The sequence below is a fragment of the Bartonella saheliensis genome (assembly GCF_902162175.1).
The window spans coordinates 66,628-79,871 of sequence record NZ_LR607198.1; the positions used below are offsets into that span (position 1 = coordinate 66,628).

Annotated in this window: 13 protein-coding genes; 10 read left to right on the forward strand and 3 right to left on the reverse strand. The window is 41.3% G+C overall.

Annotated features, from left to right (window positions below):
• Positions 1-3 precede the first annotated feature (3 nt).
• From FS875_RS02695 to ybgC, 6 genes are all read left to right on the forward strand, one after another.
• Positions 4-522 (forward strand): DUF1465 family protein, encoded by a 519-nt coding sequence (locus tag FS875_RS02695; RefSeq protein WP_144752694.1) that lies wholly within the window; start codon positions 4-6, stop codon positions 520-522.
• Between the two features lie 622 nt (positions 523-1,144).
• A complete protein-coding gene (gene ruvC / locus FS875_RS02705; protein WP_144752811.1) occupies positions 1,145-1,660 on the forward strand; it encodes a crossover junction endodeoxyribonuclease RuvC in 516 nt (171 codons plus the stop codon).
• The gene (gene ruvA / locus FS875_RS02710) at positions 1,657-2,271 is read left to right on the forward strand and encodes a Holliday junction branch migration protein RuvA (protein WP_144752697.1); all 615 of its coding nucleotides are present in this window, start codon (positions 1,657-1,659) and stop codon (positions 2,269-2,271) included. Before ruvC ends, ruvA begins: the two co-directional genes overlap by 4 nt.
• 13 nt (positions 2,272-2,284) lie before the next feature.
• Entirely contained in the window at positions 2,285-3,376 is a 1,092-nt protein-coding gene (gene ruvB / locus FS875_RS02715; RefSeq protein ID WP_144752700.1) for a Holliday junction branch migration DNA helicase RuvB, read from the forward strand.
• Positions 3,373-3,624 (forward strand): hypothetical protein, encoded by a 252-nt coding sequence (locus FS875_RS02720; RefSeq protein ID WP_144752703.1) that lies wholly within the window; start codon positions 3,373-3,375, stop codon positions 3,622-3,624. Before ruvB ends, FS875_RS02720 begins: the two co-directional genes overlap by 4 nt.
• On the forward strand, positions 3,590-4,030 hold the full coding sequence (ybgC, locus tag FS875_RS02725) for a tol-pal system-associated acyl-CoA thioesterase (protein WP_144752705.1): 441 nt from the start codon (positions 3,590-3,592) through the stop codon (positions 4,028-4,030). The genes FS875_RS02720 and ybgC overlap by 35 nt, the downstream gene beginning before the upstream one ends.
• Positions 4,031-4,603: 573 nt before the next feature.
• Here ybgC and FS875_RS02730 read toward each other — a convergent pair.
• Positions 4,604-4,966 (reverse strand): helix-turn-helix domain-containing protein, encoded by a 363-nt coding sequence (locus FS875_RS02730; protein ID WP_144752707.1) that lies wholly within the window; start codon positions 4,964-4,966, stop codon positions 4,604-4,606.
• A gap of 658 nt (positions 4,967-5,624) precedes the next feature.
• Complete coding sequence (locus FS875_RS10355) at positions 5,625-5,894, reverse strand: hypothetical protein (protein WP_207999954.1); 270 nt, start codon at positions 5,892-5,894, stop codon at positions 5,625-5,627.
• 860 nt (positions 5,895-6,754) lie between these two features.
• On the opposite strand from FS875_RS10355, the gene tolQ reads away from it, so the two are divergent.
• The 4 genes from tolQ (at position 6,755) to tolB (ending at position 10,882) form a co-directional block, all read left to right on the forward strand.
• The gene (gene tolQ / locus FS875_RS02745) at positions 6,755-7,468 is read left to right on the forward strand and encodes a protein TolQ (protein ID WP_144752710.1); all 714 of its coding nucleotides are present in this window, start codon (positions 6,755-6,757) and stop codon (positions 7,466-7,468) included.
• A gap of 15 nt (positions 7,469-7,483) precedes the next feature.
• Positions 7,484-7,936: a protein TolR gene (gene tolR / locus FS875_RS02750; protein ID WP_144752713.1), complete on the forward strand. Its 453-nt coding sequence runs from the start codon at positions 7,484-7,486 to the stop codon at positions 7,934-7,936.
• Positions 7,937-8,044: 108 nt separating this feature from the next.
• Positions 8,045-9,517 (forward strand): cell envelope biogenesis protein TolA, encoded by a 1,473-nt coding sequence (locus FS875_RS02755; protein ID WP_144752716.1) that lies wholly within the window; start codon positions 8,045-8,047, stop codon positions 9,515-9,517.
• Between the two features lie 39 nt (positions 9,518-9,556).
• Positions 9,557-10,882, forward strand: a complete 1,326-nt coding sequence (gene tolB / locus FS875_RS02760; RefSeq protein ID WP_144752719.1) for a Tol-Pal system beta propeller repeat protein TolB — start codon at positions 9,557-9,559, stop codon at positions 10,880-10,882.
• 1,423 nt (positions 10,883-12,305) lie between these two features.
• Here tolB and FS875_RS02765 read toward each other — a convergent pair.
• Positions 12,306-13,052 (reverse strand): YebC/PmpR family DNA-binding transcriptional regulator, encoded by a 747-nt coding sequence (locus FS875_RS02765; RefSeq protein WP_005774608.1) that lies wholly within the window; start codon positions 13,050-13,052, stop codon positions 12,306-12,308.
• Positions 13,053-13,244: the final 192 nt, after the last annotated feature.

Here is a 13,244-nt window from a genome sequence, read left to right on the forward strand (position 1 = left end):
AGCGTGAGCGTACATAAACGTCCTTATGATGAACCTATTATCATGATTGAGCATAATGCTTTTGAAAATGCTTTTAATCGTCTCTATGAAGAGACGATGGCGCTGATTGAAAAAACAGCAGCCTATATCGATTCAGAAGGGAAAGTTGTCGCGCGTTCCCTTTCAGCAGAAATTTCTGCACTCTATGCAAAAGAGGCAATGTATTTAAGTACACGACTGATGCAAATTGCCTCTCAACTGCTTCTTCTTCGGGCAGAGCGTGAAGGGGAAATGTCATCAGAGCAAATAAAAAAAGAAATCGTCAAAGTTTCCCTTCAGACCCCCTCATTAGAATTTGAAACCCCCCATTGGAACGAACTTCCAGAAATTTTCCGCCAATTTGTTGCTCATTCACTGCGTTTGGAAGCACGCATAAAGTATATGCGCGCAGGCTGGGAAGCGGCGGCTTCCAATACTTTAGAAGATGAAAATCCAGTAGGGAAACAAATCGAATTACTTAAAACAGCCTTTGGGCGTTCTTAGAGGATGTGTGGCTTTTGTCTAAGGGGAAATGTCATCAGAGCAAATAAAAAAAAAGAAATCGTCAAAGTTTCCCTTCAGATCTCAACATTAGAATTTGATCCCCCTCATTGGAACGAACTTCCAGAAATTTTCCGCCAATTTGTTGCTTATTCACTCTCGTTTGGAAGCACGTATAAAATCTATGCGCGCAGGGTGGGCAAGCGGCGGCTTCTAGTACTTTAGAAGATGAAAATCTGCTGGCAAAACAAATTGAATTGCTCAAAACAGCCTTTGGGCGGTATAACGAAAAAAGTCTCGGTGGCGTATATACTATCCAGAGAGGAGAATTTTTATCCTTATGAATGTATGGATTCTCCCTGTGCTTGCTTGGGATGGTTTAGTCATTATGACATTGTAGATGAGATAGAAGGGGGAGAGGTGATAGAAGGGGCATTTTTATACTTTATCTTTTGCTTATTAGGTGTGAGGGGGGTGATGTCTTATAAAGCTGCTGTTTATTTATGTGTTATATGGCATAAATTATGACACATATCCCTCTTTTTACGGGTTTTATGTTTTGCTGCTGTTTTCTTTGTGGGCGAGCCTTTATTCAAAAGGGGGAAAAGTGTATAAACTAGCGTTTATGGCAGAGACGATTCGTATTATAGGCATTGATCCCGGACTACGGTATACTGGATGGGGTGTTATCGATCTTGCGGGTAATCGTCTTCAGTTTGTTGCTGCAGGGACAGTTTCTTCCGATGTAAAGTGTGATCTAGCTTCCAGACTCTGTCAGATCCATAAAGGTCTTTCAGAGGTTGTGCATCAATTTATGCCTCATGAAGCTGCGGTGGAACATGTGTTTGTTAACAAAGATGCGACAGCAACGCTAAAACTTGGGCAAGCACGTGCGATTGCGCTGTTGGTTCCTGCGCAGGCAAAGTGTCCTGTTTTTGAATATGCACCCAATAAGGTGAAAAAATCAGTTATTGGTGTTGGACATGGGGCGAAAGAACAAATTCATATGATGGTAAAAGTTTTACTCCCACGGGCTGAATTTGATAGCAATGATGCCGCTGATGCCCTTGCTCTTGCTCTTTGTCATAGCATGCATCGTAAGAGGATTGATCAATCTTATCAGGCAAGGGTGGCGATATGATTGGCAAATTAAAGGGTACGCTTGAACATATCTTTGAAGATTATATCATTCTTGATGTTCATGGTGTGGGGTATGTTGTTTTTATCTCAAATCGGTTGCGTCCTTCTTTGCCTTCTGTTGGGGAGGCGTTAAGTCTCTTTATTGAAACGCATGTTCGGGAAGAGGCAATCCGCCTTTTTGGTTTTGCAACAAGAGCCGAACAGGAGTGGTTTTGTATGCTCCAAAATGTTCCAGGGGTCGGGGCTAAGGTTGCTTTGGCAATCTTGGGCACTTTATCGCCAGATGAACTTGCACAAGCCATTGCTTTAAACGATGGGGCGATGATTAGTCGAGCACCGGGCGTTGGTAAAAAAGTCAGTGAAAGAATTGTGGGTGAGTTAAAAAGTAAAACGCTTCCCTTTGAACAAGCAGTTAAGACGGTTTCGCTTCCGCAGCATGAGACGAGTAATCAACCTGCGCAGGATGCGCTTTCCGCTTTGATGAAGCTAGGCTTTGAACGTGAGCAAGCAGCCCGTGCTCTTGCTCTTGCGATGAACGCTCTTGAGGGGGAAACAGTTTCTTCTGCTCTCTTGATCCGCCATAGTCTTAAATTGCTCTCTTCTCCTACTTGAAATTAAGGTAACAATGCATACAGATGAAGATCAACGCCTTTTAGGGGCAGCACCCCTTCCCAACGATCCAGATCGTTCTTTAAGACCACAAGTTCTTGATGATTTTATTGGTCAAGAAGCGGCGCGGGCTAATTTAAAAATATTTATTGAAGCTGCAAAAACCCGGCAAGAAGCGCTGGATCATGTTTTGTTTGTAGGACCACCGGGACTGGGAAAAACAACGCTTTCACAGATTATGGCAAAGGAATTGGGTGTTAATTTTCGCTCTACTTCAGGACCGGTCATTGCTAAAGCAGGAGATTTAGCCGCTCTCTTGACCAATTTGGAAGAACGCGATGTCTTGTTTATTGATGAAATTCATCGCTTAAATCCAGCGATTGAGGAAATTCTTTATCCAGCTATGGAAGATTATCAACTTGATTTGATCATTGGGGAGGGGCCGGCGGCACGCTCGGTTAAAATTGATCTGGCTAAATTTACTTTGGTGGCGGCAACCACACGGTTGGGGCTTTTAACGACACCACTTAGAGATCGTTTTGGTATCCCTATTCGTCTTAATTTTTATACGATAGAGGAATTGGAATATATTGTGCAGCGTAATGCGCGGCTTTTTGCCGTCAAGATCAGTGATGATGGCGCCCATGAAATTGCGCGTCGAGCACGTGGAACCCCGCGCATCGCCGGACGGCTTTTACGGCGCGTTTGTGATTTTGCTTTGGTAAAACGAGCACAACAAATTGATCGAAAAATTGCTGATGAAGCGCTTTCGCGCCTTGAGGTCGATCATCTTGGGCTTGATCCGCTTGACCGGCGTTATTTGCTGCTGATTGCGGAAACTTTTCTTGGGGGACCGGTGGGCATTGAAACTATTGCGGCTGCTTTATCAGAGCCCCGTGATGCTATTGAAGATATTGTTGAGCCCTATCTTCTCCAACAAGGTTTTATTCAAAGAACGGCTCGTGGACGCATTCTGACCGAAAAGGCATGGAGCCATTTAGGACTTGCGGCACCTGCTCCAACATCTATACAAAAGCGTACTCAACTTTCTGATGCCCAAGATAATGCATCACTTCAGGCAACTTTATGGGATGAGGAAGATGAGTGAGGCATCTTTTAAAAAAAACTGTGCGGATGATTTATCGCAAGCTCTTACTAAGGACAGGAAGAACGCTTCTGGTCCTTGTTTTTGACCGCACAGCTTTAGAACGATGGAGGATTTTGTGTTTTTTCTTTTCACAACTTCAACACAAAAGTGTGTTCAATCTTTTGATTGATAAACAATTTGCTATCTTAAATGATTTTACGGGACATGAAGTTAATGACAGAAATAACGCCTTTCAAGAGCAATCATAAAAATGCTTTTCATAATTTTCAGGTGCGCGTTTATGTAGCTGATACAGATTTTTCCGGTGTGGTTTATCATGCGCGTTATCTGGAATTTTTTGAACGGGGACGTTCAGAGTTTTTACGGGATACCGGTTTTAATAATAAAATGTTAGCTGCAGGGACTGAAGGGGAAAAACTGTTTTTTGTTGTGCGTCATATGGAAATTAGTTTTTTACGACCAGCCCAAATTGATCATCTTTTGGTTGTTAAAACGCGTGTTAATCATATCCAAGGAGCACGTTTTTTTATGGAGCAATCTATTGTGCATGAGGCAACCACGTTGGTTACAGCAAAAGTTGAAATTGCTTTGATTAATAAGGAAGCAAAACCACGACGTTTACCCAAAGAGCTGTTTGCAAAAATGCTTGGTTAAAACTCTTGGATATTGAATATACAACAGTTTGATTGATAATGAGAAGATAGGGTTATTCAATTTAAATGAGAGCCCATGGGTGTTGATAAGATTTTATCATTTCAAGCTCTTTTGTGAATTCATCAAAATCATTTTCTTGCATGTCATGTTTTTTTGTCACACGCAGGATTGATGGGGGAGATAAAAAGGATTGAGAAAGGCATAAAATGCCTTTTATAAAGCTTTTTAAGTGCCAAGATTGATCGCAAATTTTGAGCTAGGAATGCTTATCCTATTATGTCGTAAAACACTGCTCTTTTGGCGGTGATTGTTGGGCAATGTAAATGTAAGGGGGGTGAAAGTGGGGGGAATATTTTAGGGTAGGCTGGAGAACACTTTTTTTGAGAGAGAGTGATACTCTTATGAAATAATCAGTTGAACAATCCGCTAGCATCAGAAGCCGGCGTGTCGATAGACCTTTTTTTTTACGGCGTGAAGCGTGGTTTGAATGTTTCGTTTGCTGCTTTCTTTCAAGATAGAAAAGCGTAAAGGTGTGGATCTCTAAAAAGGATTGGAGCTTTGTGTGTGTTTTGCCTAATCGGAAATTAACCACCAAATTGCCTTTTGTTTTTTAGGGTGGAGTTCTCTAAAAGTTTTCAAAAGGGTGTGTTCTTTTTCGCTATAGATTTCTTGATCATTGTGTGAGAGATTTTCTGGAATGTCTTCTTTTGAAATATCCGCATAAAAAAAGCTCATTGGAACCTTCAGTAGCTTGGCAATTTCTAGCAAACGTCCTGCGCTTACACGGTTTAACCCTTTTTCGTATTTTTGGATTTGTTGGAAACTGACACCTAAATGGCTTCCTAATTCCTTTTGAGAAAGCTTCATCGATATTCTTCTATGACGAATTCTTTTGCCAATAGAAACATCGTTAAAATGTGAATTTTTGGTTTGCATTTTTCCCTCCCGCCGGTTGCGAGCGCCCTCGCGTTGGTATTCCGGGAGTAGTAAAGGACTGAACCCTAGTCAGCTTTTTTGCTTTTAGTGCTTTTGGCACCTGGACATAGCAAAAACTCCCGGAATCCCGGGACACCCACAACAGTGAGTTTATTTATACGCTAGGGTTTAGGGCTTTACTAACCCTCTTGATCGGTGCGTAGACGATCAAAATATCTTTTAAGTGATAAAGTACTTTCAAGAGATTGGCAAGACCAATTAAAGCATTGGCTATACTATGATACTGTAAAATAGCGCTGTTTGAGAGGCGGGGATCTGAAGTCAACGAGAGAGAATTCCCTTTAAAGAAATCTAGCGTATTGATAGACCTTTTTTACGGTGTGAAGCGTGGTTTGAATGTTTCGCTTGCTGCTTTGAGAAAGCCTCATTGACATTCTTCTATGACGAATTCTTTTGCTTGATAAGAAATATCATTAAAATGTGAATTTTTGGTTTGCATGTTAAGTTCCCCACCTCGTGCGAGCGCCCTCGCATTAGTATTCCGGGAGTTAAAAGTACTGAGTTCAGTCAGCCTTTTGCTTTTAGTGCGTAAGACACACCTGGACAGTGCAAAAGCTCCCGGAATTCCACATACTCGAAAAGCGGGTTTATTTTTACGTTAAAGCTTAGATTTTTCAGAGCTCTTTTGATTATCGAGTATGCGATTAAAACACCTTTTAATCCCTAAAGCCATTTCAGAAGATTGGCAATAAAAATGAAGAAGGCTCTTAAAGCGAATTTTTTTGCTAATGGGAATGTGTTCCTGAAAACTTCTGGTTTGGCTTCCCCCACCTCGTGCGAGTGCCCTCGCATTAGTATTCCGGGAGTAATAAAGGACTGAATCCGAGTCAGCTTTTTTGCTTTTAGTGCGTAAGAAACACTTGGACATGGCAAAAACTCCCGGAATCCGAGAGACACCCACAAGAGTAGGCATAATTATACGCTCGTGGTTAGGGCTTTACTAACCCTCTTGGTCGGTGTGTAGACGATCAAAATATCTTTTAAGTGATAAAGTGCTTTCAAGAGATTGGCAAGATAAATTAAAGCAGTGGCTATGCTATGATACGGTAAAATAGTGCTGTTTGAGAGGCGGGGATCTGAAGTCAATGAGAGAGAATTCCCTTTAAGGAAAGCTGGCGTAGATTATTGTTTGTAAAGTGGTGTGGGGATAGTTTTGTTTGCTGATTTCTATCAAGATGGAAAAGCGTAAAGGTGTGAATCTGTAAAAATTAAAGGAAGTTTTGAGATTGTGGGGGCTTTAGAAATGGGATTGGGGCAACCTTCTTTGAAGGGGGGAGAGATTAAGAATATTTGGGGCAGGGTTTGCCCCTAGAGCCTTATGCAAGTGGAGTGCATGGGGGCGCAGCTGTGGGAAGCCGCTAAGAGAAGTTGGACTGTTCACATGAGACCGGTGTGGGGTAGAAACCTCGTCTTTTGAGGTGAGGGGGGACAAGTCAAGATGGTTGAGCGTTCTTTTCATAAACGGGGGATTGGGTTGTATCCTTCATAAATATTGATGAAGGAGGAAGCTTTATGGTTATCTTGTCGTTAATGCCTTTGTGAAAGAGGGGGCGGTGTCTTGAGAAATGTCTCTGATGATCACTTTTTAAAGAAATTTAAGAAACAGGTCTTGTTTTAGTGCATGAATTTATGTGAAACTAAGGTTTTTTACTTAAATTTAGAAACTATAAAACAATCTGCTTTATAGAATTTTAAGAAGTGCACCTTTCATTTAGAGGGACAAAAATTATGCCGCATGGTGAACTAATGAATCCGGAAACAATGGGAATTTTGCATTTGTTTATGCAAGCAAGTCTCGTCGTTAAAGTTGTTATGGTTGGGTTGCTGCTTGCTTCCGTTTGGAGTTGGGCCATTATTTTTGATAAAATTTTTACCTACCGGAGAATACGGCGTGAAATCAAGAAATTTGAACGGACTTTTTGGTCAGGCAAAGCGCTAGAAGATCTTTATGTCGCCTGTAAAAGCCAACGTACCAATAGCATATCTGCTGTTTTTATGGCTGCAATGGCTGAATGGAAAAAATCTCTTGAAAAAGGAACCCATACTTCGATCAGTTTGCAGAGCAGAATTGATAAGGCGATGGATCTAACACTGGGACGTGAAAGTGAAAAAATAGAATCAAAGTTAGGTTTTCTTGCAACACTAGGGTCTGCAGGACCCTTTATCGGACTTTTTGGAACAGTGATTGGTATTATGGAGTCTTTTCTTTCCATTTCTGCTTCTCAAAATACCTCTCTTGCCATTGTCGCACCAGGAATTGCAGAAGCACTTTTGGCAACGGCTATTGGTTTGTTTGCAGCCATTCCAGCTGTTATTGCCTACAATAAGTTGACTCATGAAAGTGCGCATATCATTGCACAAATCGAAAATTTTGCTGATGAATTTTCAACAATTGTCTCGCGGCGTATTGATGAAACACGCACAGCATCTTCCCCTTTATAAAAAGGAGCTTGTCCCATGGGAATTTCTGTTGCTTCTTCTTCTCGAAAAAATACACGAAGGCGGCATCATTCACGAAGCCAATTGATGAGTGAGATTAATGTTACCCCTTTTGTGGATGTGATGTTGGTGTTGCTTATTATTTTTATGGTCTCTGCGCCCCTTTTGGTGAACGGTGTCCCCTTAGATTTGCCACGCAGTCAAGCAGGACCCGTCCGCGCGCAAAAAACACCCCTTACGGTTTCACTGGATGCACAAGGGCGCTTTGCCATTCATCAAGATTATTATGATAGTTCACAAGCGTTGATTGCACAGCTTAAAGCTCTTCTGGAAGCGGATCCTACACAAAAAGATCAACGGGTTTTTGTGCGGGTTGCTAAAACTGTTGAATATCAACAAGTCTTAAAATTGCTCGCAGATATTCAAAAGGCAGGGTTTTCTCAAGTTGCGCTAGCAAGTCTAGCACAATAAATAACAAATAATAAAATTGACCATAACTGATTACTTTTAAAATGTTTTTAAAAGATTGTAGCGTGATTAAAAGTGAAAAAATACAAGGTATTAATTAAGGCATAAAGAATGAATAAAGACTCCTATCATAGTATGAAACGAGGCTTGGCTTTATCCCTTGTGGTCCATGTTATTTTGATCAGTTGGGGTGTTGTTCAATTTACAAATTCTGTTTCTTTACCACAACCCTTGGAAGCAATTCCCATTACTCTTGCACCTTTGAGCGAAGAGTTTTCCTCCCAACAAGGCGCCGTGGAAGCGCCACTCCATGCAATTCCTGCCGTTAAACCAACCACTGCCCCCCAAGAGATAGAAGATGCTCGCCATATTGGAGAAGGACAACGAGATAGTCTTGCACCTTTTCAACCAAAGGAAAAGCCGCGTCCCGTTGAGACAACACCGCCACCGCCAAGTGAGCACGCAACGGAAATATCCGAACGTAGGGAACCAACAGAAGCAAAAACAGAAGAGATTTCAAAAGCAGTAGAAGAAGCGCCCAAGCTTGCCCCTGAAATGCCTGTCGAAGCAGTGGAAGAAGCGCCCAAGCTTGCGCCTCATATGCCTGTCGAAGCAGTGCAGGAAGCCCCTAAGCTTGCCCCTGAAATGCCTGTCGAAGCAGTGGAGGAAGCGCCTAAGCTTGCCCCTGAGATGCCTGTCGAAGCAGTGGAGGAAGCGCCCAAGCTCGCCCCTGAGATGCCTGTCGAAGCAGTGGAAGAAGCGCCCAAGCTCGCCCCTCATATGCCTGTCGAAGCAGTGCAGGAAGCCCCTAAGCTCGCCCCTGAAATGCCTGTAAAAACACCAGAAGATACATCGAAGCTTGCGCCTCAGATCCCCGTAGAAGCATTGAAGGAAGTGTCTAAGATTGTGCCTGAGCCTGCGCACAAAAATGAAGAGAAGATATCGCCAAAAGAATTGGCTCCAACGGTACAAAAGGTACCAACAGAGCAGGTTGTGCCTCAAGTGCCCAAAATTGCACTTCCAGAAAAACCTCTTCTTCCACAGTTTAAACCAAAATTTGATGAAGAATTTCCAATGAACAATGGCTCTTCCTTGAATCAAAAGACGTCAAAGCTTAACAAGAAAAATCAAGAGAAAAAGACCATTGAAGATATTTTAGCTCTGGAAGAAAATAACTTGCTCAATCGTGCGCGCTCACAAGGAGGGGGAGCAAAACGGTCTCATACACCAGAAGCTTTGGGGGCAAGAAAAAATATTCAAGATACCACAAAAATGGCACAAACATTGGTCAATATTGCAGGGGGTTGTATTCAACAGAAGCTTAAACTTGTGGCGCTTGGTGGCGATTTAAAAAACCGTCCCATCGTACGGTTGCGTTTTTACTTAGACCGTGAAGGGATGGTGGTGGGCGATCCTATCATTGATCCCATAAGCGGTCTTGAGAGCCAACAGGCGATTATGATAAGGCAGGTGTACGCGGCTGTCTTTTCATGCCAACCTTATGTAGATCTCCCCCGTGATCAATATGACCTTTGGGGGCAAGGTTTTGACTTTAATGTTGACCCCCTCCAAGAAATAAGATGATAAATAAAGAAAAAATCGCTTAACGAAAGGACACATTCCATGATGACTATAATAAGACATAAGGTGTTTAGGTGGTTTATAGTCACTTGCAGTTTGTGGCTTTCAAGTCTCTCATCGACTTATGCGCAATTGAAAGGAACAATTTCCAGTGCTGATTTTAATCCCATTCCCATTGCGATTACAGATTTTATCTCCAATGATTCGATTGGATTGAAAATATCGGCTGTGGTGACAGCCGATCTTGAACGATCAGGGCTTTTTTTACCGCTTGATAAAGAACAATTTTTTGAAAAAATTTCTAATCCCAATAAACAACCGCATTTTGTTTCGTGGCAAAAAATAAAAGCGCAAGGTTTGGTGACGGGGCAAGTCATGAGAGAAATTGATGGACGCTTGAGAGTCGATTTTCGTCTATGGGATGTTTTTGGACAGCGACAATTGAAAGGACGGCGTTTTTATACCGCGACAGAACGTTGGCGGCGTGTGGCCCATATGATCGCTGATGAGATCTACAGTGAAATGACAGGAGAAAGTGGCTATTTTGATACAAGAATTGTTTTTATCGATGAAACAGGGCCCCAAAATGCACGCATTAAACGTCTAGCCATGATGGATCAAGATGGCGCAAATTTGATTTATATGTCTGATGGAAGTGAATTGGTGCTTACACCACGGTTTTCACCAAAAAGGCAAGAAATCACCTATATGGCTTATGAGGATAATCAAATCCCTCATGTTTATCTACAACAAATTGAAATGGGGCAAAGAGAGTTGATTGGAACGTTTCATAATATGACAATTGCTCCGCGTTTTTCTTCTGATGGACAAAAAGTTATCATGAGTTTATTGCAAAATGATGGAAGTGCAAATCTTTACACCATGGATTTGCGGACCCGTACAATGACACGGTTGACAACAACTTCCGCCATTGATACCTCCGCTTCTTATTCACCAGATGGAACACAAATTGTCTTTTCCTCAGATCGTAGCGGAAAGCCGCAAATCTATAAAATGAATGCCGATGGCAGTGATATTCAGCGCATTTCTTTAAATGAAGGGAGTTATTCGACACCCATTTGGTCGCCAAGGGGTGACTATATCGCCTTTACAAAACAATTAAGTGGACAATTTTCTATCGGTGTTATGCGTCCTGATGGACAAGGAGAGCGAATTTTAACCACTGGTTTTCACAATGAAGGACCCACTTGGGCACCCAATGGTCGTGTGCTGATGTTCTTTCGTAAAAACCCCGGTATGGGACCAAAAATCTATACCATTGACATTACAGGACGCAATGAACGTCAACTCCCCACACCCAATGATGCTTCCGATCCAGCATGGTCGCCATTGCTCAATATACAATAAAACAAAATGCTTGATAAAAAGATAAAAACACAGAACCTATAGAGGCGACACAATCTCAAGGGTCTTTAATCAGTTAAAAGAATGCACTTGTGAGAGGGGTGAGTGGCTTTTATAAATTTCATTTAGCATCGGCTGTCATTTATCGATAGCCGAATCTTCTTGAGATGAAAACATTTCTTAAAAAATAGAGCTGTTTTAAAGTTTCTAGATCGCCTTTATTTTCCAAGCTGTCGCTATAGATCTTTTTGACTTCCTTTCTGATCTGGTTTGCTTAAAGACCAGGTTGTTTTAAAGCCGGTTCTCTTTGCTTCCCCTTAAGGTGTTTTCCTTCAAACGATAAGGAAGCTTTGTGGATAAGCTCTATTTACAAGACGATGGATCCACGTTTTTAAAAAATATTGAAGTCTCTAGAAGTTTTTTTAGGTTTCATGATAAATATAACTTATTGATTTATAATGATAATTTATCTTTATTTAACTTAAATAAGAACTTTTAAATACTGTAAGATTTTCTTATTTCAAATTTGTTTATTTTGAATCAATCAAAATCACTCGCTTGCATATTACACGAGCGGGATGAGTGTGTGGATAAAAATTGTATAAGACAAGGAATAAAAATACCTCTTATGAATCATCTCAATGCAAGGGTTGTCGGTAACATTGGGCGCTGAAAAATAGTGTGATGATGCCTCCTTTTTACGCCATAAGCGTAAAGATAGTGGTGCACAATAGAGCAAGCACTAGTCATACAAGCTCCCCATGTTATAACTGCTTTACAGCCTTTGAAACAGTTCGTAAAAGAGTATTTTTCTCCTTTAAGTTTTACGCGCCACACAGGCTTTTTCTGTTGAAGAATGTGTTTTAATTGATGCACCATACACACAGATTTTAAATGAGAGAATTGGGCGTTATTGAAGGGTTTTTAATTCAAGTTGATAATGCTAAACTGCCCTTATAAATCAATGTGATAAGATTGTTTCTTTCAGTTTCAAATAAATTTCATGTGTGAGAAGAAGAATGCATCTTTAAGAAAATCCCAATAGTTTATAGATCAGATCATCTTTATCCCTTCAGGGGATGGGAGAACAAGGAGACTCTTACAAAAATAAAAAGAGGCGCTAGAGGGATCATCTTTGGGATATGTAAAAAGCCGTGAGATGATAGAGTTTTCACTTTTATCATCAAAACTGTTTAAGCGTTCAAGAGTGTTCAAAGGGGAGACTTGCTTTATGCTTTCTTTTTTCTTCCATTTGCTTTTGGGGGCCATTGGTTCTATTTTTAATGCACTTGATTGATTGTGGTTTTTTGGGCGCTATTAATGATTGACCCCGCTTTTTACGCGGGGCTTTTATATTTATGACCACAAAGGTGAGATGATAGTTTTTCAGTCCCTCATAAGTGAAAAGAGAGCTCAATGATGAGAATTATACGGACAGTTTTGCCAAAATCTCATCGCTGACATCAAAATTAGCATAAACATTTTGCACATCATCATCTTCTTCTAAGGTTGAAATCAGTCGTAAAACGGATAAAGCTTTTTCTTCATCTATGGGAGCAAGGGTGGTGGCTTTCCAAATTGTTTTAATCGATTCTGCTTCACCAAGTTTTGCTTCAAGTGTTTTTGAAACTTCACCAATATCTTCAAATGCGCAGGTAATGTGATGTCCAGTTTCTTCGGATTGTACATCTTCAGCACCGGCTTCAATGGCGGCATCCATGATGTTATCTGCGGTTCCTGCTTCTGGTTTATAAATTATTTCCCCAATCCGATTAAACATGAAACTGACCGATCCTGTTTCGCCTAAAGCTCCGCCTGATTTTGTGAAGGCGGCGCGCACGTTTGAAGCGGTGCGGTTACGGTTATCGGTTAAAGCTTCAACAATAACGGCAACACCGCCTGGTCCATAACCTTCATAGCGTACTTCATCATAATTTTCGACATCGGTTCCTGACGCTTTTTTAATCGCGCGTTCAATATTATCTTTTGGCATTGACTGTGCTTTGGCATTTTGAACAGCCAGCCTTAAACGTGGATTCATGGCTGGATCAGGAGCACCTTGTTTTGCTGCGACGGTAATTTCGCGTGCAAGCTTAGAAAATATTTTCGAGCGCATTGCATCTTGACGCCCTTTACGGTGCATAATATTTTTAAATTGTGAATGGCCTGCCATAGTTTTCCTTCCTGTTTGAGGGCTTTCTTTCTGGGGGAGGTGTTTTTTAGAATATAAGGCGATAAAACACGCAGCTCACCAGAGTAAATGTGCCACAGCATGAGGTGAAATAATCAAATAAATCCTTTATAGGAAAATTCATCCTAAAGGTAAAGACACCTTCGTTGAGGATCATTCCAAGAGAGATCTCTT

Bases quoted from the DNA above. Each gene is read 5' to 3' on its own strand.
- ruvC (WP_144752811.1), top strand. From the start codon at position 1,145: ATGGCAGAGACGATTCGTATTATAGGCATTGATCCCGGACTACGGTAT.
- ruvA (WP_144752697.1), top strand. From the start codon at position 1,657: ATGATTGGCAAATTAAAGGGTACGCTTGAACATATCTTTGAAGATTAT.
- ruvB (WP_144752700.1), top strand. From the start codon at position 2,285: ATGCATACAGATGAAGATCAACGCCTTTTAGGGGCAGCACCCCTTCCC.
- ybgC (WP_144752705.1), top strand. From the start codon at position 3,590: ATGACAGAAATAACGCCTTTCAAGAGCAATCATAAAAATGCTTTTCAT.
- FS875_RS02730 (WP_144752707.1), bottom strand. From the start codon at position 4,966: ATGCAAACCAAAAATTCACATTTTAACGATGTTTCTATTGGCAAAAGA.
- FS875_RS10355 (WP_207999954.1), bottom strand. From the start codon at position 5,894: ATGTCCAAGTGTTTCTTACGCACTAAAAGCAAAAAAGCTGACTCGGAT.
- tolQ (WP_144752710.1), top strand. From the start codon at position 6,755: ATGCCGCATGGTGAACTAATGAATCCGGAAACAATGGGAATTTTGCAT.
- tolR (WP_144752713.1), top strand. From the start codon at position 7,484: ATGGGAATTTCTGTTGCTTCTTCTTCTCGAAAAAATACACGAAGGCGG.
- FS875_RS02755 (WP_144752716.1), top strand. From the start codon at position 8,045: ATGAATAAAGACTCCTATCATAGTATGAAACGAGGCTTGGCTTTATCC.
- tolB (WP_144752719.1), top strand. From the start codon at position 9,557: ATGATGACTATAATAAGACATAAGGTGTTTAGGTGGTTTATAGTCACT.
- FS875_RS02765 (WP_005774608.1), bottom strand. From the start codon at position 13,052: ATGGCAGGCCATTCACAATTTAAAAATATTATGCACCGTAAAGGGCGT.